The 23,464-nt window shown below is 42.6% G+C and carries 21 protein-coding genes, 1 tRNA gene and 1 pseudogene; 18 read left to right on the top strand and 5 right to left on the bottom strand.

The window, feature by feature from the left end; all coding sequences use genetic code 11:
* Positions 1-318 (top strand): IS200/IS605 family transposase (tnpA, locus tag FTT85_RS15275; protein WP_218955494.1); only part of this gene is annotated, 318 nt, incomplete at its 5' end.
* Positions 319-376: 58 nt separating this feature from the next.
* On the opposite strand, the pseudogene tnpA (FTT85_RS15270) reads toward tnpA (FTT85_RS15275), so the two are convergent.
* Positions 377-649 (bottom strand): annotated as a pseudogene (gene tnpA / locus FTT85_RS15270) (IS200/IS605 family transposase); the annotation flags it as partial.
* Positions 650-722: 73 nt separating this feature from the next.
* Here tnpA (FTT85_RS15270) and FTT85_RS15265 point away from each other — a divergent pair.
* From FTT85_RS15265 to FTT85_RS15250, 4 genes are all read left to right on the top strand, one after another.
* On the top strand, positions 723-2,114 hold the full coding sequence (locus tag FTT85_RS15265; protein WP_180042166.1) for an RNA-guided endonuclease TnpB family protein: 1,392 nt from the start codon (positions 723-725) through the stop codon (positions 2,112-2,114).
* Positions 2,115-2,227: 113 nt separating this feature from the next.
* Positions 2,228-3,736 (top strand): glutamate--tRNA ligase, encoded by a 1,509-nt coding sequence (gene gltX / locus FTT85_RS15260; protein WP_168378189.1) that lies wholly within the window; start codon positions 2,228-2,230, stop codon positions 3,734-3,736.
* A 91-nt stretch (positions 3,737-3,827) separates the two neighbouring features.
* Positions 3,828-3,903, top strand: a tRNA-Glu gene (locus tag FTT85_RS15255).
* 154 nt (positions 3,904-4,057) lie between these two features.
* Positions 4,058-4,399: a hypothetical protein gene (locus FTT85_RS15250; protein WP_180042168.1), complete on the top strand. Its 342-nt coding sequence runs from the start codon at positions 4,058-4,060 to the stop codon at positions 4,397-4,399.
* 25 nt (positions 4,400-4,424) lie between these two features.
* Here the strand turns inward: FTT85_RS15250 and FTT85_RS15245 are convergent, their stop codons facing one another.
* Positions 4,425-5,396 (bottom strand): zinc transporter, encoded by a 972-nt coding sequence (locus tag FTT85_RS15245; protein ID WP_180042170.1) that lies wholly within the window; start codon positions 5,394-5,396, stop codon positions 4,425-4,427.
* A gap of 354 nt (positions 5,397-5,750) precedes the next feature.
* Between FTT85_RS15245 and FTT85_RS15240 the strand changes: the two genes are divergently transcribed.
* On the top strand, positions 5,751-6,161 hold the full coding sequence (locus FTT85_RS15240; RefSeq protein WP_180024277.1) for an SEL1-like repeat protein: 411 nt from the start codon (positions 5,751-5,753) through the stop codon (positions 6,159-6,161).
* Positions 6,162-6,225: 64 nt separating this feature from the next.
* Here the strand turns inward: FTT85_RS15240 and ettA are convergent, their stop codons facing one another.
* A complete protein-coding gene (gene ettA, locus FTT85_RS15235) occupies positions 6,226-7,887 on the bottom strand; it encodes an energy-dependent translational throttle protein EttA (protein ID WP_180042172.1) in 1,662 nt (553 codons plus the stop codon).
* A gap of 319 nt (positions 7,888-8,206) precedes the next feature.
* Here ettA and FTT85_RS15230 point away from each other — a divergent pair, with 319 nt between their 5' ends.
* The 12 genes from FTT85_RS15230 to FTT85_RS15175 all read left to right on the top strand — a co-directional run bounded on the left by FTT85_RS15230 (position 8,207) and on the right by FTT85_RS15175 (position 22,587).
* Positions 8,207-9,484: an O-acetylhomoserine aminocarboxypropyltransferase/cysteine synthase family protein gene (locus FTT85_RS15230; RefSeq protein WP_180055444.1), complete on the top strand. Its 1,278-nt coding sequence runs from the start codon at positions 8,207-8,209 to the stop codon at positions 9,482-9,484.
* A gap of 402 nt (positions 9,485-9,886) precedes the next feature.
* Positions 9,887-10,774 carry an SDR family NAD(P)-dependent oxidoreductase gene (locus tag FTT85_RS15225; RefSeq protein ID WP_078189400.1) on the top strand — a complete coding sequence of 296 codons (888 nt, stop codon included), beginning with the start codon at positions 9,887-9,889 and terminating at the stop codon, positions 10,772-10,774.
* 102 nt (positions 10,775-10,876) lie between these two features.
* Positions 10,877-12,178, top strand: coding sequence for an NAD(P)/FAD-dependent oxidoreductase (locus tag FTT85_RS15220; RefSeq protein ID WP_180183882.1), 1,302 nt, complete (start codon positions 10,877-10,879; stop codon positions 12,176-12,178).
* Positions 12,179-12,274: 96 nt separating this feature from the next.
* A complete protein-coding gene (gene hisIE, locus FTT85_RS15215) occupies positions 12,275-13,057 on the top strand; it encodes a bifunctional phosphoribosyl-AMP cyclohydrolase/phosphoribosyl-ATP diphosphatase HisIE (protein WP_180183881.1) in 783 nt (260 codons plus the stop codon).
* Positions 13,058-13,066: 9 nt separating this feature from the next.
* The gene (locus FTT85_RS15210; protein WP_111884125.1) at positions 13,067-14,569 is read left to right on the top strand and encodes a UvrD-helicase domain-containing protein; all 1,503 of its coding nucleotides are present in this window, start codon (positions 13,067-13,069) and stop codon (positions 14,567-14,569) included.
* Between the two features lie 46 nt (positions 14,570-14,615).
* Positions 14,616-16,019 carry an AAA family ATPase gene (locus FTT85_RS15205; protein ID WP_180183880.1) on the top strand — a complete coding sequence of 468 codons (1,404 nt, stop codon included), beginning with the start codon at positions 14,616-14,618 and terminating at the stop codon, positions 16,017-16,019.
* A 343-nt stretch (positions 16,020-16,362) separates the two neighbouring features.
* Positions 16,363-19,203, top strand: a complete 2,841-nt coding sequence (locus FTT85_RS15200) for a monovalent cation/H+ antiporter subunit A (protein ID WP_180175663.1) — start codon at positions 16,363-16,365, stop codon at positions 19,201-19,203.
* Position 19,204: 1 nt separating this feature from the next.
* The gene (locus FTT85_RS15195; RefSeq protein WP_078189407.1) at positions 19,205-19,570 is read left to right on the top strand and encodes a Na+/H+ antiporter subunit C; all 366 of its coding nucleotides are present in this window, start codon (positions 19,205-19,207) and stop codon (positions 19,568-19,570) included.
* Positions 19,570-21,378, top strand: a complete 1,809-nt coding sequence (locus FTT85_RS15190) for a monovalent cation/H+ antiporter subunit D (protein WP_180066124.1) — start codon at positions 19,570-19,572, stop codon at positions 21,376-21,378. The genes FTT85_RS15195 and FTT85_RS15190 overlap by 1 nt, the downstream gene beginning before the upstream one ends.
* Before the next feature lies 1 nt (position 21,379).
* Positions 21,380-21,901: a Na+/H+ antiporter subunit E gene (locus FTT85_RS15185; RefSeq protein ID WP_180012108.1), complete on the top strand. Its 522-nt coding sequence runs from the start codon at positions 21,380-21,382 to the stop codon at positions 21,899-21,901.
* Positions 21,898-22,173 (top strand): monovalent cation/H+ antiporter subunit F, encoded by a 276-nt coding sequence (locus tag FTT85_RS15180; RefSeq protein ID WP_078189410.1) that lies wholly within the window; start codon positions 21,898-21,900, stop codon positions 22,171-22,173. The genes FTT85_RS15185 and FTT85_RS15180 overlap by 4 nt, the downstream gene beginning before the upstream one ends.
* A gap of 12 nt (positions 22,174-22,185) precedes the next feature.
* Entirely contained in the window at positions 22,186-22,587 is a 402-nt protein-coding gene (locus FTT85_RS15175) for a Na+/H+ antiporter subunit G (protein ID WP_168378199.1), read from the top strand.
* 18 nt (positions 22,588-22,605) lie between these two features.
* On the opposite strand, the gene FTT85_RS15170 is transcribed toward FTT85_RS15175, so the two are convergent.
* Positions 22,606-22,800, bottom strand: a complete 195-nt coding sequence (locus FTT85_RS15170) for a hypothetical protein (protein ID WP_180183879.1) — start codon at positions 22,798-22,800, stop codon at positions 22,606-22,608.
* A 35-nt stretch (positions 22,801-22,835) separates the two neighbouring features.
* Positions 22,836-23,464 (bottom strand): RNA-guided endonuclease TnpB family protein (locus tag FTT85_RS15165; RefSeq protein ID WP_180183878.1); only part of this gene is annotated, 629 nt, incomplete at its 5' end.

Below are 23,464 nucleotides of genomic sequence, written 5' to 3'. Positions count from 1 at the left end.
AATGAGATGATCAATCGGCTTGAAGAAATTGTAAAAAAGAACTGTGCTGATTGGGAGATTGACTTGATTGAGTTCAATGGTGAAGCTGATCATATTCACTTATTGTTAGATATGCACCCGAACATCATGCCAAGTAAATTCATCAATAATCTAAAAACTGTATCAAGCAGACTGATACGCAAGGAGTTCGGTGAAGAACTAAAACCTTATTATTGGAAACCTGTGCTTTGGACGAGGGCATACTGTCTACTTACAACAGGTGGAGCGACAATTGATGTAATTCGAGAATACATCCAAAACCAAGAAAGACCCGACTGAAAAGGCGTGCTATCCATCTCCATCTAAATCACAGATTATAGATGGAGAATTCCGCACATTTAGTTAAAACATAAGAGCTTTTGCCCTTTAGTTTACCCACTAAATTAGACACTGAATGTTTAGGGTGAACACTTACAAGCATGTGAATATGATCATCCTCGCCATTAAACTCAATGAGTTCACAATTCATTTGCAAGCAAGTTTCTTTCATAATCTCTTTTAAAGAAGTCAGTATTTCCATTGTTAATACATCTCTTCGGTATTTTGTAACAAATACTAGATGAACAATATTGTTAAAAATACATGATCTACCTGTTCTCCACTCGTACATATTAACCACACACTAGATTTACATTGATCTTATTTTGAGCAAAAATAAGCTTGTTCACTAGAGGTTTTTTTAATTGCTATCAGGCATCAGATTAAGGGCATATCCAACTGAACATCAAAAACTAATTTTAAGTCAGTGGATGGGTTGTGCTCGTTTTATTTGGAATGCCAAATGTGATGAAGATAAATACTATCGTGGTTTTGCTCGCAAATTCACACCATACAATCACTATTATGAAACCCAAGATCAGAAATATTCTCACTTTAAATCGAATGAATTAAGCTCTTGGCTTGCAAACTGTCCTAGCACCATTCAAAAGAACTCAACCGTAAATTGGTTTAATACGCTCAAAAAATCCATTAAGGGTGTGTGTGGACGACCAAGACGCAAAAAAAAATCAGACAAAGGTTCTGTCCATTTAACATCTGATTTATTTGAGTTTCGAGTAGAAAACAATAAGCGTAAATTATTTATTGGCGGTAAGAAATTCAATATCGGAGCTTTAAATTTTAAAGCTCATGCTGAGTTTAAAGAGCCAAAATCCATCCACATTAGCAAAGAACGAGGTCAATATTTCATTGGCTTCTGTTATAAAGATGATGTGGAAGTTGCAGAATTTGACGGTAAAAAATTCAACGCTGATAAATACTCAGAAAAGCACCTCAAACGCTTACGTGACATGAATGAGGAACACCTACAAAAGGTGGTTGTTGGTATAGATCGTGGTGTCACCATCCCTGTTCATGCAGGACATGAGCAATTCGATTTCAGTAAAGAACAAAAGAAACATTTAAGTAAAGCAGATCGTTATATTAAACGATTGCAAAAAAGACTTGCTCGACAAGTAAAAGGCTCAAATCGTAGAGCCAAGATTAAACATCGACTTGCTGTGCATCATGCAAAAAAAGCCAATATCCGTAAGGATTTCGCTCATAAAACAAGTCGAAGTTTGGTTAATGGATTTGGTCAGGTATTTATTTTTGAGAAACTAAATACCAAACAGATGACCAAAAAGCCTAACCCCAAGAAAGATGAGTTCGGACGTTTTGTTCCAAATAAGGCTAAAGCTAAAGCAGGGTTAAACAAAGCTATTCTTAATGTTGGATGGCACAGAATTTCAGAATTCTTAACGTATAAATCAGTCAAATTAGGTAAGGCTGTATTTACAATTCATGCTTCTTACACAAGTCAGGAGTGCGCTTCATGCGGTCACACTCACCACGACAATCGCAAAAGCCAAGACAGGTTTAATTGCGTGAGTTGTGGACATGCTGATAATGCAGATCACAATGCATCAATTGTTATTAAGAACAGAGCAATTAAATTAGTTTTAGACTGTGGAACACAGTTGGATGGTAATTATTTATCATCTAGTGGGCGTAGAGGTGTTCGTAAGACGACTAGAGGTGTCAAAACTTCTTTTCGCAGTACCGTAGAAGCGTCAAAAGAGATGTGTGCAACTTAGGTTGCACTACAAAAACTCGGTTGCTTTAGCTCCGAGTAGTTCATTTAAGCATTAAGTGATCAGGCTTTTTCGTTATAATAGATCCCAATTTACATTCTGATTAAAAGCTGATTATGACTGTTCGTACTCGTATCGCACCTTCTCCTACTGGTTTCCCGCATGTTGGGACTGCTTATATTGCATTATTTAACTTATGTTTTGCGAAGCAACATGGCGGTGAATTTATTCTTCGCATTGAAGATACAGACCAACTGCGCTCTACGCCAGAATCTGAAAAAATGATTTTAGATTCATTGCGTTGGTTAGGTTTGAACTGGTCAGAAGGTCCAGATGTGGGTGGTCCTCATGCACCATACCGCCAATCTGAACGTATGGACATTTATAAACAATATGCTTTGGAACTGGTTGAAAAAGGCCATGCATTCTACTGCTTTGCAACAGCAGAAGAACTCGATCAAATGCGTGCGGAACAACAAGCACGTGGTGAATCACCGCGTTATGACGGTCGTGGCTTAAAACACACTGCAGAAGAAGTGGCACAGCGTTTGGCTGCTGGTGAACCGCATGTCATTCGTATGAAAGTGCCTGAAGAAGGAATTTGTAAATTTAACGACTTACTACGTGGTGAAGTCGAAATTCCTTGGGCGCAAGTCGACATGCAGATTCTACTGAAAACCGATGGTTTACCGACGTATCACTTGGCAAACGTGGTTGATGACCATTTAATGGAAATCACTCACGTGATTCGTGGTGAAGAATGGATTCCATCTGCGCCTAAACACCAATTATTGTACAAATATTTTGGTTGGGACATGCCTGTGCTTTGCCACATGCCACTGTTACGTAACCCAGATAAATCAAAACTGTCTAAACGTAAAAACCCAACCTCAATTAACTACTACAAAGACATCGGCGTTTTACCAGAAGCATTATTGAACTATTTAGGCCGTATGGGCTGGTCAATGCCAGATGAAAGTGAAAAATTCACTTTGGCTGAGATGATTGAACACTTTGACATTCAACGTGTATCACTAGGCGGTCCGATCTTTGATGTTGAAAAGCTAAACTGGTTAAATGGTCAATGGATTAAAGGTTTAACACCGGGTCAATTGCTCGATACCCTACTGGCTTGGAAATCAGATCGTAATACCTTGGAAGAAATCGCCGCTGCGATTCAACCGCGTATTAATTTATTGTCTGAAGCAGTGAATTGGGCAGGTTTTTATTTCAACCAATTCCCAACACTCAGCAAAGAACAGTTTGAAAGCAAAAAATTGACCGAAGAACAAGTTCGTCAAAGCCTTCAATTTGCCATTTGGCGTCTAGAAAGCATGTTCACTTGGAACAATGATACTGTCAGCCAAACGCTTATGGATTTGGCGAACCAAATGGATATTAAACTTCGTGACTTCATGCCAACCTTCTTTATTGCTATTGCAGGTTCAACATCTTCGACACCGGTTATGCAATCGATGGTAACCATTGGTCCTGATTTAACCTTTGCTCGCTTACGTCATGCGCTTGAAATTGTGGGCGGTCCGAGTAAAAAAGAAACAAAAGCATGGGAAAAACTCAATGAAAGCCTAAAACTGCCGAAAAATGATGCAGTTGATGAAGCTTAATTGATTTTTTAGTTGACGGATGGGCGTTATCCCCCTAATATAGCGCCCATACCGAGAGATGGTGTCAACCAACTCTAAGTTGCCTCAAATTGTCCCTATCGTCTAGAGGCCTAGGACATCGCCCTTTCACGGCGGTAACCGGGGTTCGAATCCCCGTAGGGACGCCATATTCAAGGTGATGCAAATCATCTTATAAAAAACCCAAGCATTATGACTTGGGTTTTTTATTGCCTAAATTTTATCTGATTTAAATTTACGGTATTTTTGCTTTCTGCGTCATTCTGATTAAAATAAACCATAGATTAAAATTATGGAGTTGCAATGCAATACCGTTGCCCTAAATGTCAAAGCCCTAAAATTATGCCTCTTGCGCAAGCAGGCCAGCCTGTTGCTCGTCCTGTCGTGCCTAAAAGCCTGATTATCCTCATCCCTGCGGTATTTATTCTTTTACTGTTGGTGATTATCAGCATCGCAATGTGGATTTTTGGTGACGGTGCAGGTGCTACATTACAAACTGCGACTGTTGTTGTATTTATTGCTTGCTTGATTGCTGGCTTCATGTTCTATCGCGACCTGCCAGATTTTAAAATCTCAATGCAAGGTTTTATGCAATCACAGAAAAAATGGAAATGCCGCGAATGTAATCATGAGTGGGAAATCTAAGCCGGCCATTTAAATTACATCAGCATTAGTGCTGATGTGATTCATCATGAGAATGCGCGTGATCATCTTGATGATGCCCATGTGCATGATCAGACTTTTGGGTATGTTGGTGTACCACACATTCATCTTCTTCGATTTGTAATGTCATCTCCGTGATTCCATGTTCATGTTGCAACATTTCAATCGCCTCAAAATATAAGGCATTACGATCGGCTTCAGGTGCAAAGAGATGAACTGTCAAATGCACATTCTTTGATGTTATTGCCCAGACCTTTAACTGGTGAATACTCTCTACCCCATTGAGTGCCAATAAATCATTGCGTAACTTTTCTATGTCAATTTCTTCAGGCACGCCTTCTAATAAAATATTGATACTTTGTTTGAGTAAAATCCAAGTCCTTGGTAAAACCCAAAAGCCAATGAGCACCGCAATTAGTGTATCGACCCACATCCAGCCCGTAAAATAAATAATCGCTGCACCAATAATTACACCAACCGAACCTAGGGCATCACTCAACACTTCTAGATACGCCCCCTTCACATTCAAGCTTTCTTGTGAACTGGAAAATAAAATACGCATCGAGATTAAGTTAATGATCAAACCAATAACGGCGACCATCATCATGCCCATACTTTGAATTTCTGGCGGTGTTGAAAAGCGCTGATAGGCCTCATACAAAATATAAATCGCCACCACAAATAGCATCAAGGCATTAAACAAGGCTGCCAAAATTTCAAAACGCTGATAGCCAAAGGTGCGTTTGTTGTCAGCAGGAAGCTTGCCAATTTTGATCGCGACCAATGCTATGGCAAGGGCTGCGGCATCGGTGAACATATGTGCCGCATCTGACAATAGCGCCAAACTTTGCGTCATAAATCCTGCAATGACTTCAATAATCAAAAACGTCGTGGTCAGTGCTAAGGCAAAACTTAATTTTTTGACATTCCCTTCCGTCACAACGGCATGGCTGTGGTCATGCCCATGATGCTCACTCATTATTTTCTGACCTTTATAAATTATATATTCTTCAGTCTTGAGCTTAACAGGTGCAGTAAACGTAATAAAATTACATTATTCAACCTTCAGTACTACGTTTTACCTTCAAACTTTAAAACTGCTTTTTTCAGCATCTACTTTCAATTTATTAAAAATAATTTTTCGCGATCTAGATGACTGAAATCACTTATAAATATTTTTCAATACCTATTCACATATCATGACAAGCATGCTAATTTTCATCTTAAGTGTGATCTGTTTAAAACAATTAAATCATTCATCGCAGCGCACGAATGACTGCAATTAATATTTTTATTAATCAAGTGGTTATATTTAGAAACAAGGAGTTTAACAATGATGATACAAGCTCTGAAAAAAATCTATGCACTGTTGTCACAACAGATGAATCCAAAGTTGCAAGGAATGCATCTTTCGATTCCAGAAGCCGAAGGTGATTACGCCCAAGGGACTTATTTTGAAATTCTTGCGGCTCAACACCATCAAGACTTTCTCAGTCACCATACTATGGATTCAGCAGACCAATCCCCTACTGACTATCGCAATGCCATGTGGAATTTTTTAAGTGCCGCATTAAAAGGTCATAAAGATGCCCAATATCGCTTAGGTCTCGGTTATTTACGTGGAGAACTCGGCTTAGACCGCAATTATGAACTTGCAGAGCTTTGGCTCAGTAAAGCGGCTGCACAAGGCCATGAACAAGCAGACTACGTCTTACATCATGCCTATGAAGACATTGTCGTATAGTCATTGCATTCTAAGTAATAAAAAACCAGCCCGCAGGCTGGTTTTTTTATTTTAAAACTGGAACTTAGTTGCCAATTTTGCGGTATTTTTGACGCTTTGCAACTAGGTCATCACCATCACGTTTACGACGGTATTCTTCAAATTCATGGTAGTTACCCGTGAAGAATTCAGGGGTTTCACCTTCAAATGACAAGATGTGCGTTGCAATACGGTCGAGGAACCAACGGTCATGCGAGATCACCATTACAGTCCCTGGGAATACCAGAATGGCATCTTCAAGCGCACGTAAAGTTTCGATATCCAAGTCGTTTGATGGTTCATCGAGTAAGATAACGTTTGCGCCCATTTGCAGGATTTTCGCAAGTTGTAAACGGTTACGTTCACCACCTGACAATTGACCTACACGTTTTTGCTGATCTTGACCTTTGAAGTTAAAGCGACCGATATACGCACGAGATGCGATTTCGTATTCACCAATTTTCAAGATATCTAAACCGCCAGAAACTTCTTCCCAAACAGTTTTGTTGTCATCTAAGGTGTCACGAATCTGACCAACATAAGCCACTTTAACAGACTCACCCAGTGTAACTGTACCTGTATCTGGTTGTTGTTCGCCTGTCATCATACGGAATAATGTGGTTTTACCCGCACCGTTTTCGCCCACAATACCTACAATTGCAGCAGGTGGTACAACGAACGATAAATCTTTATAAAGTGTACGGTCACCAAAGGATTTACTAATACCTTCAACTTCTACAACCTTGTTACCTAAACGTGGACCAGGTGGAATGTAGATTTCAGACGTTTCGTTACGCTGTTGGAATTCGCGTGAGTTAAGCTCTTCAAAACGCTCCATACGCGCTTTGTTTTTCTTTTGCTGACCTTTGGCATTTGAACGAACCCATTCAAGTTCTTTTTTCAATGCTTTAGCAAAAGATTCTTCTTGCTTCTGTTCTTGCTCTAAACGAGCATTTTTCTGCTCTAACCAAGAAGAGTAGTTGCCTTGGTATGGAATACCCATGCCGCGGTCAAGCTCAAGAATCCACTCTGCCACGTTATCCAAGAAGTAACGGTCATGGGTAATCGCAACGATCGTACCTGGGAAATCTTTCAAGAAACGTTCTAACCAAGATACTGATGAAGCATCCAAATGGTTCGTCGGTTCATCTAGAAGTAGCATGTCTGGTTTAGACAATAACAAACGGCAAAGTGCAACACGACGGCGCTCACCACCAGACAACTTAGATACATCTGCATCCCAAGCTGGAAGATTCAACGCTGCAGCAGCCTGATCCATTTGGTTGACAATGTTATGTGCATCCCATGAATGGATAATCGCTTCTAACTTCTCTTGTTCTTTTGCAAGTGCATCAAAGTCAGCATCTTCTGCTGCATATTCTGCAAACACTTCATCAAGACGCGCCAAAGCATCTAACGGCTCACGTAAACCGTCTTCAACGTTACCACGAACGTCTTTGCTTTCATCCAATGGCGGCTCTTGTTCAAGGTAACCAATTTTGATACCCGGTTGAGCACGTGCTTCACCTGAGAAATCTTTATCTACGCCCGCCATAATACGAAGCAAGGTAGATTTACCTGCACCGTTTAGACCAAGCACACCAATTTTTGCGCCTGGGAAAAATGATAAAGAGATGTCTTTCAGGATTTCGCGCTTAGGCGGAACCATCTTCGACACACGGTTCATCGTGTAAATATATTGGGCCACTTAGGACTCCTCAATAGTCAAAACATATACGGAGCAACACAAAGTTGCCCCTGCTCAATTGAGCGAAAAAATAATCGGCTATTATACGCATAAAGTCGTGAAAAAATAAGGTTTCGCACACGCCTTCAATGCATTGTTACAAGTTTAATGGCGAACAAAATTTAAACATGCGTTTTTAAGCATAATTTCGCTCATCTTTAGCTGAAAATTTTTCAATAATATGAATAATTATGATATTAGTTTTATAAATAAAGCACTTTTATTCATATATATAAGTGATAGACTGTTTAAAAAATTAGCTCACTTAGATGATGTAATCATGACCTATAAAGACGAAACTTTAGCAATTCACGCGGGGTATACCCCGGAGCCAACCACCAAAGCGGTTGCGGTGCCGATTTATCAAACCACCTCATATTCCTTTGATAACACACAGCATGGTGCTGATTTATTTGACTTAAAAGTTCAGGGTAATATTTATACCCGCATTATGAATCCAACCACGGCGGTACTTGAACAGCGTGTTGCAGCACTCGAAGGCGGTATAGGCGCACTGGCGTTGGCATCAGGTATGGCGGCCATTACATATGCGATTCAAACCATTGCTGAAGCGGGCGACAATATCGCTTCTGTTTCGACCCTGTACGGCGGCACATATAACCTGTTTGCCCACACTCTGCCGAAACAAGGCATTGAAGTTCGCTTCTTTGATTATCAGAACCCTGAAGCGCTGCGTAGCCTCATCGATGACAAAACCAAGCTGGTCTTTGTCGAATCTATTGGTAACCCATTGGGCAATATTATTGACCTCGAAGCAATTTCGAAAATTGCGCATGAATATGGCATACCTGTGGTGGTGGACAATACTGTGGCCACCCCTGTCCTGCAAAAATCTTTTGAATTTGGTGCCGACATTGTGGTGCATTCACTCACAAAATATATTGGCGGTCATGGTAATTCGATAGGCGGCATCATCGTCGACAGCGGCAAGTTCCCATGGGGCAAATACCCTGAACGCTTTAAATCACTCAATACCCCTGATCCAAGCTACCACGGGGTGAATTATGTCGAAGCTTTAGGTGAAGCCGCCTACATTGCCCGTGCGCGCGTGGTACCACTACGTAATACAGGCGCTGCGATCAGCCCACACAATGTGTTTTTGATCTTACAAGGTTTGGAAACCTTAAGCCTGCGCATGGAACGTCATACCGAAAATGCGCAAAAAGTGGCTGAATATTTACAAGCGCATCCAAAAGTAAAATGGGTCAACTACGCTGGCTTAAAAGACCATCCACAGCATGCTTTGGCGCAAAAATATGTCAAAGGAAAACCGTCGGCAATTCTTTCCTTTGGGGTTCAAGACGGCCTTGCAGGTGGCACACGTTTCATCGATGCCTTGCAGTTGTTTACTCGCCTGGTGAATATTGGTGATGCCAAAAGTTTAGCCTGCCATCCCGCGACCACGACACATCGTCAGCTCAATGAAGATGAACTCAAAGCCGCCGGTGTCAGCATTGATATGGTTCGTTTATCGATTGGGATCGAACATGCAGATGACTTGATTGCCGACTTAGATCAAGCCTTAGCTGCTGTTTAAACCACAAGTGCACAATCCACAGGTCTTATTTTTAAGGCCTGTTTTTATTTCCATTTCATTTAAATAACCACTCCCACATAATCCGCCTTCCAAATTTGGGCATCTATGGCCCTGCTTCTATATTTATTTACAATTTTATTTATCTTGAAAATCGACTTTTTTTGCGTTGCAACGATGTTGCTAAAAGCACTTCTCTTTCACATATTTATGTGTTAAAAATTGAGTAAATAGGGATTTTAATTTAGAGTAAAAACTCTAAATATTATTTTATTATCAATTACTTATCATATGGCTTTTTTTAAATAAAACGCTATCATACCGCTGACTTAAAACAGCCCTGCACATAGCGTTGTCGGGCCGATAAATGAATACAATAAAACTGATTTAACAGGGAACCTCATCGTGAATTCAAGACTTGAGAAACGTTTCGTTGACCGTGTCAACGGTAAGACCATTTTAATCACCGGTGCATCAAGTGGTATTGGTTTAACCACAGCGCATCGCCTTGCCAACGCAGGCGCACATGTTCTACTGGTTGCACGTACCAAAGAAACTCTTGATGCCGTAAAAGCTGAAATTGAAGCCACTGGCGGTAAAGCCGATGTTTTCCCATGTGACCTCAATGATATGGACTCCATTGATGCTGTGGCACAACAAATCCTCGCTTCCGTCGATCATATTGATATCTTAATTAATAACGCTGGCCGTTCTATTCGCCGTGCCGTGCATGAATCAACTGATCGTTTCCATGATTTTGAACGTACTATGCAGTTGAACTATTTTGGCGCGGTACGTTTGGTGATGAATTTACTGCCGAAAATGATGATTCGTCGTGAAGGTCATATCATCAACATCAGTTCGATTGGTGTATTGGCCAATGCAACACGCTTCTCTGCCTATGTGGCGTCTAAAGCCGCATTAGATGCTTTTAGCCGTTGCCTGAGCGCTGAAGTTCACTCGCATAATATTGCCATCACGTCGGTCTACATGCCATTGGTGCGCACGCCAATGATCGCCCCAACCAAAATTTATAAATACGTTCCAACGCTTTCTCCAGAACAAGCGACTGACCTGATTGCCTATGCCATCGTGAAACGTCCAAAGAAAGTGGCGACCAATTTGGGCCGTCTGGCTTCTATTACCTACTCAATTGCTCCAGACATTAACAACAAACTCATGTCGATTGGTTATAACTTGTTCCCAAGCTCTTCAGCGTCTATTGGGAAGCAAGAAAAACTCAATTGGGTACAAAAAGCATATGCTCGCCTATTCCCTGGTGAACACTGGTAAGACCTGATGCACCCCTAAAAAAGCCCTTTTAAGGGCTTTTTTATTGGGTTTTATGCAGCATCTTTGCTACATTGGGCTGAGATAAAATCAACTTTTATAACAATGAAAACTCAAAACATTGCCATCATCGGTGCAGGTACTGCGGGATTGGCTGCTGCAGCAATACTTGCTAATCAAGGCCATCAAATCTGCTTATATGAAAAAGTCTCACAACTTGAACCTGTGGGCGCAGGATTATTATTACAACCCGCCGGGCTTGCGGTTTTCGAACATTTAGGCATTTTGGAACATGCCTTAAGCCTAGGTGCTGTGGTAACAGGTCTGGAAGGTCAACTGGCTGGCGGCGACTTGCTGATTAACAGTCATTATCGACAAGCCGATGAACGTTCATATGGACTCGGCATTCACCGTGCCACGCTCTGTCATGTCCTCGCATCCAAAGTCCGTGAATATCCTCAACACGTTGAGTGGTGTATGGCGCATGAAGTGCATGAACTTCAAGAATCCAGTGAGGGTATAAACGTAATTGGGCAGTCCGCAGATCAATCTTTTCAACGTCAGTTTAATCTCGTGCTGATTGCCAATGGTGCACGCAGCCATTTACGTCCTAAAGCGTGGGAAAAGCTCAACCAAGCTTATCCTTGGGGGGCGAAGTGGATCATCGTGCCTGAATGCGAAGTACTCAATCCGCAGATCTTGCATCAGTTCTATGACCGTTCCAATATCATGATGGGTGTGATGCCAACGGGAGCAACTCCAACGCAGCCTGAACAGCGCCTTTCGAGCATTTTCTGGAGTCTGCCTACAGAAGATTTAGAGGGATTCTTAAAAACAAAGAACGCACAGCAGCAATGGTTGCTTGAAGTTTCGAAACGCTGGCCTAGTGTTGCAGAATGGTTAGCGCATGTGATTCCACATCCAGATGATCCGCAACAATGGCTATCTGCCAATTATCGTGATGTGGTGCTGAGCAAACTTGGTGAAGGTCGTATCGGCATATTAGGCGATGCTGCTCATGCCATGAGTCCACAGCTTGGACAAGGCGCCAATATGGCTTTGCTCGATGCATGGGCCATCAGTCAAGCTCTGCTTCAATATCAACAGGACTCCTCACTGCAAAACCTCTGGCAGGAGTATCATCAGCTACGGTTGTCCTCCGTGCGGTTTTACCAATTTTTTAGTCGCTTGCTGACTCCTTTTTATCAATCACATCATCGCTGGACAGCACCGCTCCGTGATTTTTCATTTCGTGCTATGTATCAGCTGCCGTTTTTCCGCAAAGAAATGGCGATTACGATTTCCGGCTTAAAAACGGGTGCATTTGGGCACATGAATTATGCTGACATTGCCCGAAAGCCTGCAGATGATTCTGCGGCTGAACTGCGCAATTTAAAATTTGATTAAGAATTAACTCCCCATCATTCTCTTGATGGCTTACACTATAGTGCTGCTCAAATGCTGCGGCATTTATTTTTTGATTTTTGAATTGGTGAAATCCTCATGAACAACCTGCAATGGCTCGATGAAGTAAAATTTAACGAACAAGGCTTAGTGCCTGCTATTGCACAGCATCATCAAAGCGGGCGCGTATTGATGGTGGCATGGATGAACCGTGAAGCCTTGGCGCAAACTGCAGAAAAAAATCAAGCGGTGTACTTTTCACGTTCACGCAATAAGCTATGGCATAAAGGTGAAGAATCTGGCCATTTCCAAACCGTACATGAAATCCGTTTGGACTGTGATGCTGACGTGATTGTGCTACAAATTGAACAGCATGGCGGCATTGCCTGCCATACCGGCCGTGAGTCATGCTTCTACCGCAAGCTTACTGCCAATGGCTGGGAAATTGTCGATGCGCAATTGAAAGATCCTGCTGCAATTTATGGTGTAAAATCAGCAAATCAGCATACCCTTGCGATGAATGCATCCAATGCGCAATCTGAGCAAGTCGAAGTACTCGACTACTTAGGTAGAATGATGGCTGAACGCAAACAAGCTGATCCTGAGTCCTCTTATGTGGCAAAGCTTTACCATAAAGGCCTGAATAAAATTTTAGAAAAAATCGGTGAAGAAAGTGTTGAAACCATCATTGCCGCTAAAGATTTCAAAATCGAAGCCAATGAAGACAACAAAAACGATTTGATTTACGAAGTAGCAGACCTTTGGTTCCATACCATTGTGATGTTGGGTTATTTCGATATTGATCCTCAATTGGTACTTAACGAACTCGCTCGTCGTCAAGGCCTTTCCGGTTTGGTTGAAAAAGCCAACCGTCAGCACTAAGACGCAACCGTGCCAGATCTTAAAAAACCGACCGCGACCTATGAGCAGGCCACCGCCATAGATAACGCACGTCTTGGTAAATCATTTAAAGTGATTGCCTATGCTGGCACAGGTAAAACAACCACACTGCAAATGATCAGTGATGCCATGCCTCAGCGGCGTGGCATGTACTTGGCCTTTAACAAAGCCATTGCCACCGAAGCACAGAATCGTTTTCATCAAAATGTCGACTGTCGAACCTTCCACTCATTGGCTTATCGTAGTGTTCCACGTGGAGTGACTGACAAACTGCGTCTACCACGTTTAAGTCCGAGCTTTATTGCCAAAGAATATCGACTAGAACCGATCACCTTACGTCGTATGATGGGCGGTCGTTATGAAAAATATGTACTCATGCCTTCGCGTTTGGCAAGTCTGGTGGCAAACGCTGTCAGTTATTTCTGTTCGACCAGTTCACAGTACCCTGCCCCACGACATCTACAAGCACCGAGTTGGCTGCATCCGGACGATATCGAAAGCTTACAAAAGCATTTGTATCCTGCCATTGAACGTCGTTGGTTAGAGTCGATTGATCCGAACCATGCAGCAGGGATTGGACACGATATTTATTTAAAACTTTGGGCTTTGTCTGAACCGAATATTCCTGCGGATTATGTGCTGTTCGATGAAGCTCAAGATGCTGACCCGCTAATGCTAGGGATTTTACTGAAACAGCGGAATACTCAAGTCATCTATGTTGGCGATGCGCATCAACAAATTTATGCATGGCGTGGCGCAGTCAATGCCATGCAGCAACTCCCTTTACCCGAATCCCGTTTAACTACGTCTTTCCGTTTTGGTGAAGAAATTGCCTTGAACGCCAATGCTCTACTGGGCGCATTGAACGAAACCGTGCCTTTATTGGGTAATCCGCAGCTCAACTCTAAAGTGGTCAATAAACCACATACCAAGATGCGCGATGCCATTTTATGTCGTACCAATGCACGTGCGATGGAACTGTTATTGGCGGGTTTGGTTAAGGGCGAAAAAGTTAGCCTGCAAGCAGATCATGCGCGACTCAATCGTTTTGTCGATGCTGCAGCCATGCTCAAGCAAGGCAAGCGCGTAGTCGATGTCCCAGAGCTTGCGTGGTTTAACTCATGGCATGATGTGCATGAATATTGTGAAACCAATGACGGCAGCGATATTAAACCGCTAGTGAAGTTGGTCGATGACCACGGTACTGACCCACTGAAAAAGGCGCTGGCGAAAATCACCCCGATTGATCAAGCCGACTATATCATCTCGACCGCCCATAAAGCCAAAGGCTTAGAATGGGATCGGGTACATATTGAAGATGACTACCAATTTAAGCTCAACGATAAAGATTATAAAATTAGTGACGAAGAGTTACGGTTACTTTACGTGGCTTGCACACGTGCTAAAGTAAGTTTAAATATCCATCATATTTATGACTTGATGCAGCACTTAAAACGTCAAATGCCCAAATCTTTGGCACAAGCGGTCAGCTAGTATGATGAAAAAGGTGAATAAACAATAAATCAGTAAAAGGTGCACCATGAAATTACAATCGATCCAGCTCAAGCACACCCTTCATTTTACTGATATCACCCTCAATTTTAATTACCACGATCTGCCGATCACCTTAATTTTGGGTGATCAAAGTTCTGGAAAAACCTCCCTACTACGCTTTAGTTATCAGGCCCTCACTTGGTTCGCTGCACGTTATAAAGATTTACGTACCGCAGGCGTGGTAATGCTCGATCAAGACATCATGTTAAATCGCTTGCAATCGAAACTTGATATTCAAGTCAGTTTTCCCGAAGAGATTGGCTCATTTCAGCTTTCAAGTGATCAACAAGACCAAGACCCACAATGTTGTTCATGGCAATTGTATAAAACTTTAAACAGTCAAGGCGTCGGCCTCAGTAAGGCCGAAACACAGCAATTAGAATCGATGGTTGCGCTGTATCAAAAAGCCCTCAAAGCTGATCCGTTACAAGGGTTGCCACTCATTGCCTATTATCCTGCTGAACGTTTCGTCAACGATGTGAATATTCTCAATAAAAATAATCCTGCTATTTTTCAGCCTTCGCATGCTTATGAAATATCGGCCATTCCCTTTACCACGTTTATTCGTTTTTTTGAATGGTTTCGAGAAATATCCGACATTGAAAATGCGCAAAGTGCCGAATTAATTCAAAATTTATTACATCCTAAAACCCAAGCCGATATACCCAACGCATCTGACACGCCACTTTTTGGACAAAAACTGGCGCAAGCTCAGGCCGATCTACACGCGCCGTCACTCAGATCATTAAAACAAGCCTTAGAGACCGTGTTGCCCGATGTGACCAATATTTATCTGCAATATCACCCCAAATTACAGTTAATGGTCTGCTATCAAGGCAAAGATATGTTGTTCCAACAGCTATCAAATAGTGTACGCAACCTTGTGGCCTTAATTGGTGATATTGTGCGTCGCCTGTGTCTACTCAATCCTCATAGCTTATATCCTTGCCAAGAAGGTGACGGGATTTTATTGATCGACGCCATAGACCACCAACTCGATCAAAATATGACTCAAGTGATTTTGACCCGTTTAAATCAAGCGTTTCCACGACTCCAAATCATTGCCAGCGGCAACCGTCCTGAACTAATGGAACAGGCTTCTCGCTTTCAGTGCTTAAAATTACAGAATAAAAAGCTCAGTGAGATTCAGCCTGAAAAACTACAAGAAACCTATGATCAAATTTATCAGCAGTTGCAACTCGGATCTAAACCATCGCTTCCACCTAAAACTGAAGAGACTGAATTAAATGAGCCGTTGAACAGTCCAGATTCTATCCAGCACATGTTGCAATTAATTCAGACACAACTGACCGAGCAACAGCAACAAGAATTGGTTAGGGCTTTATCACAGCGAGGTGATCAGGACGTTACGATCCAACCGCTGAGTTAAAAATACTGAGGTTGATTGACTGAGTGTAATCCATAGCCTCGATGTTTAAATATTCAGCAATAAGGCCGCAATAGATGTCTAGACAGTTTCGTCAGGCGTATAATGTGTAAGTGGTTCATAAAAAAGATTGATGTTGTTTTACGCATGTAATATGATCGGTTTTATTTGCAATTTTCATAGTAACATCGGAAATTGCTATCGCTTCACGAGTTGCGCAACACAGCTTGTTTTTAATTTTTTTTGACACACATGGCTTTCAAGATTGAATTTTTGGACTGCTCTTTGCTGTCCTGTAATCCTTGAAAGATGAAATACACCTAGGTTTCACCGCCTAATCATGACAATGGATACGAGTGTGCTACCGATTATTATATTGTTACCGTTAATACTAGGCACAACACTTGTCTCGTGGTTGAAGCAATTCTCTCGCGGGGTAACAGCTTTAGGGGCGATTGGCGTCAGCCTCAGCAGTTTAGTTTTATTATTGAGTCAGGCCCCAGATGTCTTTAATGGCAAAACCATCATTCAAACTTGGCCGTGGCTCACTCAAGTTGGCATTGATTTCAGTTTCCGTCTCGATGCACTGGGCTTGTTGTTTTCCCTGCTCATTACGGGGATCGGCACCTTAATTTATATCTATGCCTACTATTATTTAAGTCCAAAGAATTCGCTCAGTAAACTGTATGTTTTATTGATGCTATTCATGGCTGCCATGCTCGGCATTTCATTGTCTAATAATTTAATTTTATTACTTATTTTTTGGGAACTCACCAGTATTTCATCTTTCCTTTTGGTCGGTTATTGGAGCAATTACGACGCAGCTCAGCGTGGCTCTCGAATGGCTTTGACCATTACAGGCATGGGTGGTCTATGTATGTTGGGTGGTTTTGTTCTGCTGGCGCAAATCACAGGCACCTATCAGATTGACCAAATCCTGACGATGAGTAGCCAAATTCAGCAGCATTCGCTTTTTGTGCCCACACTCTTATTGATTTTAATGGGGGCCTTTACCAAAAGTGCACAGTTCCCTTTCCATTTTTGGTTGCCAAATGCCATGGCGGCACCGACCCCCGTCTCGGCTTATCTACACTCTGCCACGATGGTGAAAGCCGGAATTTTCTTGCTTGCACGCTTATTGCCAATCTTTGCAGGCGCGGCGTTGTATCACAACTTGGTCACCTTTATTGGTTTGTTTACCTTATGTATGGCGGCCTTCTTTGCCATTTTCAAAGAAGATTTAAAAGGGCTGTTGGCCTATTCCACCATCAGCCATTTAGGTCTGATCGTTTGTTTACTCGGGATCGGTTCTCCCCTCGCAGTTGCCGCTGCTATTTTCCATATCATTAACCATGCAACCTTCAAAGCAGCCCTATTTATGATCGCGGGGATTATTGACCACGAATCAGGTACACGTGATTTACGAAAACTCTCTGGTTTATGGCAATTACTTCCGTTTACAGCAACGCTGACCATGATCACTGCGGCCTCTATGGCAGGTGTACCATTAACCAATGGTTTCCTTTCTAAAGAGATGTTCTTTACTGAACTTTTGGCCAACCTGACTGGGCCAGTGATGATCGTGTCAGCCATCATTGCCACCTTTGCCGGTATCTTTGCTGTCGCGTATTCGGTACGTTTGGTTCATGGGGTATTTTTTGATGGTCCACTAGGGAAAGATGTTCCCAATAAAGAAGCGCATGAACCACCGTTTGGCATGCGCGCACCAGCAACCTTACTGGCTGCTTTATGTATTTTAGTTGGACTCTTCCCTGCGTTATTGGTTGAGCATATTGTCAATAGTACCGCGCGTGCGAGTATTCAAAATACTGCGTTTGAAGGTACACATTTAGCGATTTGGCATGGTTTAAATGCACCCCTTTTGATGAGTGTGATTGCACTTTTAGGTGGTTTAGTTTTCTATTTCGCATTGGCAAAGGGCGGCAAATTACGCCGTATCGATTTGGATCCTCTTTTGGGCCGTTTGCAAGGCAAAATCCTGTTCGACTTATTTTTAAAGCATCTTTTACTCAGCTCAAGAAAGTTCCGTCGCTTTACTGAAAATGGCAAATTACAAAGCTATTTATTGTGGATTTTAATCTTTAGTGTAGCCATCGTCATTGTTCCATTTTGGCTGCAAGGTATCGGCACAGGCAGCCGTGAACTGATACATGCACCAATCATCGCAATCGTTCTGTGGCTATTATTATTCTCTGCATGTTGGATGATGCTTTGGTTCCACCATGAACGGATTAAAGCCGTCCTCATCAGTGGTGCAGTCGGTCTGGTTGTGACTATGGTGTTTATCTGTTTCTCCGCTCCAGATTTGGCGCTCACGCAGATTACTGTTGACGTGGTGACCACCGTGCTCTTACTCATGAGCTTATCATTATTACCACAGCTCACACCTTATGAGTCGAGTGTGTCTCGTCGTTGGCGAGATGCAATAATTGCGATTATTGCAGGTTTAGGGATCGCATGGATTTCATGGCTGATCATGACCCGCGATCATAATTCCATCTCATGGTTCTTTATGCAGCAATCCATCCCACTTGGTGGTGGTACCAATGTGGTCAACGTGATCTTGGTCGACTTCCGTGGCTTCGATACCTTTGGTGAAATTACCGTACTGGGAATTGCCGCAATTGGTACGCTGTGCATGATGGATGGTATGCGTGCTCATGGTACCACCATTACGCAAGGTCTGACCTATCGTTTTAATCCGTCACCACTGATGTTCCGTATTACATCATCATGGATTTTGCCTTTAGCACTCGTCATCAGCTTATATATTTTCCTACGGGGTCATAATTTACCAGGCGGTGGCTTTATTGCAGGCTTAATTACCTCTTTAGCCTTAGTGATTCAATATATTGCGCTCGGCCAAGACCGTGCTGAACAACTGATTGGTGCAAAATCAGGTCGCTTATATGAAGTTTGGATTGGTATTGGTTTAACCATTGCGGGGCTGACAGGTATCGCGGCTTGGCTATGGGGGCGTCCATTCCTGACCAGTGCTCATATCTATGTATCGCCACCCATTTTAGGTGAAATGCACCTTGCCTCCGCTGCCCTCTTCGACACAGGTGTCTACATCACCGTTGTGGGCGCGACGATGTTAATGATTTCCGTCTTAGGCGACTCGCGTCACTCGAGTATGTCTGGTCCAGTTCCAAGAGGCGAATAAGATGATTAGTTTAGAATTTTTACTCGCTTCAGCCATTGGCTTACTGACTGCAACAGGGGTCTACCTGATTTTGCGGGCACGTACCTTTCCTGTCGTACTGGGTTTAGCCATGATTGGCTATGCCGTGAACTTATTTTTATTTGTCATGGGGCGTATTCATGTCAACGCACCTGCCGTGTTAACTGAAACCACCAAAGCGACCGATCCTTTACCACAAGCCTTGGTCCTGACAGCCATTGTGATTGGCTTTGCGACCACTGCCTTTATCGTACAATTGGCTCTGCGTAGCCGCTATGAAACTGGAACAGATCATGTGGACTCCAAAGAAGAAATACCGCAAATTGACCCGCGGGAGGATGAGCCATAATGCATGACTTCATCCAATTTTGGACTACGCATAGCCCGATTTTCAGTATTTTAATTCCTGCAATTACTGCATTTATTTTAGTCCTGCTGGGCAACCCCGGTTCTGGCTCGTTGGCGCATGACTGGCGACAACCTTGGCGTCGCGGAATCAGTTATGTCTCTGGTATCCTCGGACTGATCACATCCATCAGTTATTTGATGATTGCCAGCTCTGGTCAAGTTTTGGTTTATAACTTGAGTGAATGGGCCGCACCATTCGGCATCGTTTTAGTCTTAGATCGACTCTCTGCTTTCATGTTGGTGCTGACCTATGGACTTGCTGTGCCAGTGATGTGGTTTGCCAGCAAAGAATGGGACGAACGTGGTCGTTATTTCCATGCCATGTGCCATTTCTTACTGATGGGCTTGTGTGGTGCGTTCCTGACAGGCGATTTATTTAACCTGTTTGTGTTCTTTGAAATCCTGTTGATGGCATCATATGTTTTGCTCTTACATGGTCAAGGCAAAGCACGTTTTCAGCTTGGTATTCATTACGTCACCATTAACCTATTTGCCTCTGCCCTCTTCCTGATTGGACTCGGGATGATTTACGGCAGTGTAGGTAGCTTAAACATGGCCGATGTTGCACGACTTATGCCATTGCTTGAAGCGGATCAACATCGTATTGCTGTGGCTGGTGCATTGTTACTGTTCACTGTCTTTGGCATCAAAGCTGCAATGCTGCCTGTAGGGTTCTGGTTACCAAAGACCTATGCTGTGGCAACCACGCCTGTGGCAGCCTTATTCACTATAATGACCAAGGTCGGCATCTATGCCATTCTCCGTGTCAATGGTACTGTGTTTGACGATGGGATTAGCCGTGAAATCTTACAACAGTGGTTGTTACCGATTGGCTTAGTAACCTCGCTCTATGGTGCCTATAGTGCTATCGGAACGGATCGCTTACGTCGTTTTGTCGGTTTTATGATTTTGTCTTCTATCGGGACAATATTGGTTGCGATTTCACTCTTTAATACTGATGCATGGGCTGCGGGGCTTTATTACCTGATTCACAGTACCATCATTGGTGCAGCTTTTTATATTCTCTCGGGTTGGATTACCTCACAACGTGGCGAATTTAAAGATCATTTTAAAATTGCGCCCCGTATGAAACAGCATAATACCGTTGCTGTTTGCTATTTCATCATTGCGTTGATGATGGCTGGTCTACCGCCATTTAGTGGATTTTTGGGTAAAGTATTTCTCTTGCAAGCAACGGCCAATTCACCTTACCAAATTATGATTATTTTGATCGTATTGTTGGTGAGTTTACTCAGTATTATCGCATTCACTCGAGTTGGTTTTGTGCTTTTCTGGCGTTCATCTCGCCCAGAAGATGATATTGATACTGAAGAATATCAGCGTTATCAGGCTTTGCCGAATAAGGCACCGCTTCGTAATGACAAAACCATTTATCTGCTGTTAACAGCGCTTGTGGGATATATGGTTTTTGCTGCACCGATCTATGACTATACCTACAAAACTGCGCAGCAAATTCAAGACAATCCATTATATGAATCATTGCTGCTAAAAAAGGATGAAAAAGGTCAAATCATCAGTGTTCAACCTTATGATCCTGAAAATTTACCTGAAACTAAATATGGTGGTGAATCAGCCGATCCAAATGCACACCTCATTCCTGCATTGATTGCACCTGAAACTCTACATGGCGAGCATATTTCTGAGTATAAGCAACGCCAAATTCAAGGACAGCAACAAGAAGAAAAACTACCTGAAGAGACCCAACTAAAACCGATGGAGGCACCTTAACATGGCGAAAACATCTGTATTAAATCGCTGGTTTCCGCATCCATTGGTATCAGTCATGGTTGGTCTGAGCTGGGTGATGTTAGCGCACAGTCTAGATGCGGCCACACTCTGCATGGCCTTGGTTTTAGCCATTGTTATTCCACGATTGGTTCGCCCTTTTATTGACCGAACGCCGAATATCAACTGGCTGGCAGCATGTAAATTATTCTTTGTGGTGCTGTGGGATATTATTGTCAGTAATATCCATGTTGCAAAATTAGTCCTTGGGCCAACACATAAACTGCACCCGAAATGGTTCCGTGTTCCTCTCGATACACAGCATGAGGAAGTCAATTCTTTACTTGCGATGATCATCACCACCACACCCGGTACAGTGTCTGCTGGGATTGACCAAGACCGTGGTGATATTTTGGTCCATGCGCTGAGCACGGATGACCCTGAAGCGGAAATTCAAACCATTAAAGAGCGCTATGAACGCCCTCTCATCCTCATTTTTGGCGCTGATACAGGAGAATCCACATGACAATTTTACCGTATGCGCTTGGCATCTGTTTAGTTGCGGTGACGATCTCGATGTTACTGTGCCTCATCCGCTTAGTGATGGGACCCTCAATCGTAGACCGACTACTTGCTTTAGATACCTTATTTTTAAATGCCACCTGTTTAATTGTCATTTTAGGTATTTATTGGGCAAGTACATCGATGTTTGAGGGGGCATTATTGGTTGCCATGCTTGGGTTTGTGTCTACAGCCGCTTTAGCACGCTATTTCACCACTGGCCACGTGATCGACTAGGAGTCCATTAATATGCAATTAGTCATGGAAATTTTGGTCTCGATTTTTTTAGTTATTGGCGCTTTTTTCATGTTGGTCGGCGGTATTGGCATGGTTCGCCTACCCGACTTATTTATGCGTCTGCACGCACCGACCAAATCGAGCACCTTAGGCTTAGGAAGTTTTCTAATTGCTGCAATTATTTATGCAGCATTTCAAGGTCGTTTTGGTTTTGCAGAAATCCTAATCACGCTCTTTGCCTTTATCACCGCACCGGTTTCTGCAAACCTCATGGCACAAGCGGCATTACATTTACGACTGCGCTCGATGAGTGGTGATGCACCAGAAGCGCTCAATCGCCCTCTTCCTTGGCAACGAACTCGGCGCCGTGCCTTTCACTCTAAAGTCCATTCAAAACCGGAAGATCTGGATTAATTCCAGATCCAGTTTTGTTTATGTCTTCGAGCTAAAAAAATCTTTGATTCGCATCCACATTTTTTCAAATACGCTACTTTGAGCCATATATTGCAAACGCTTTTGATTATATGGCGTCGTTTTCAAACCATATTTTTCAGCTAAATCAATCAGCATATTTGTTTCATAACTACTTTGAAAATGATCAGACCATTTAGGCTGATATTGACTCATCTCAAGATTCGCCAATTCTTGACATCCTCACCCCCTTAAAAGAGGGTGATTCCTACAGCTAGACGCTTATGCCCAAGCGCAAGAATGTTTAGAGCTGAGTTTATATCTCGATCATGAGCTGTACCACAGCTCATGCACTCCCATTCTCTTATTCCAAGATCTGTCTTACCTTTTGGACTACTTGAGGTGATCTCACCGCAGCACGAACAAATTTGGGTGGTATAGGCTTCTTGGACTTCTTCAAACAATACGCCTGCGTTCTCGCATTTATACTTGAGCATTGTTTTTAGTGCAGAAAATCCTGTATCCAAAACAGATTTTGCCATTTTGGTTTTTACTAATTTTTTAGCACTCAAGTCACCTACAATAATCAATGCATTTTCATTCACAAGCTTGGTGCTTGCTTTATGCAAATGATCTTTTCGACTATTTGCAATCTTGGCGTGTAATGCACGAACACGCTTCTTATTCCTGGCTCTCTGAGCAATACCTAATTTCTGCTCATATTTTCGATAGAATTTTGGATTTGAAATTACTGTGCCATCAGAACAGGTGGCAATATCTTTTAAGCCTAGATCAATACCAATCGCTTTGGTTGCTGTCGATTTATCTTGCTTAGGCGATTCAACAACAAGACATACATACCAACGCCCACGGCTATCCT

Source organism: Acinetobacter sp. YH01020 (genome assembly GCF_013420275.1).
Classification (GTDB): Bacteria; Pseudomonadota; Gammaproteobacteria; order Pseudomonadales; family Moraxellaceae; genus Acinetobacter; species Acinetobacter amyesii.
This window is presented reverse-complemented; position numbering and strand designations above follow the sequence as displayed.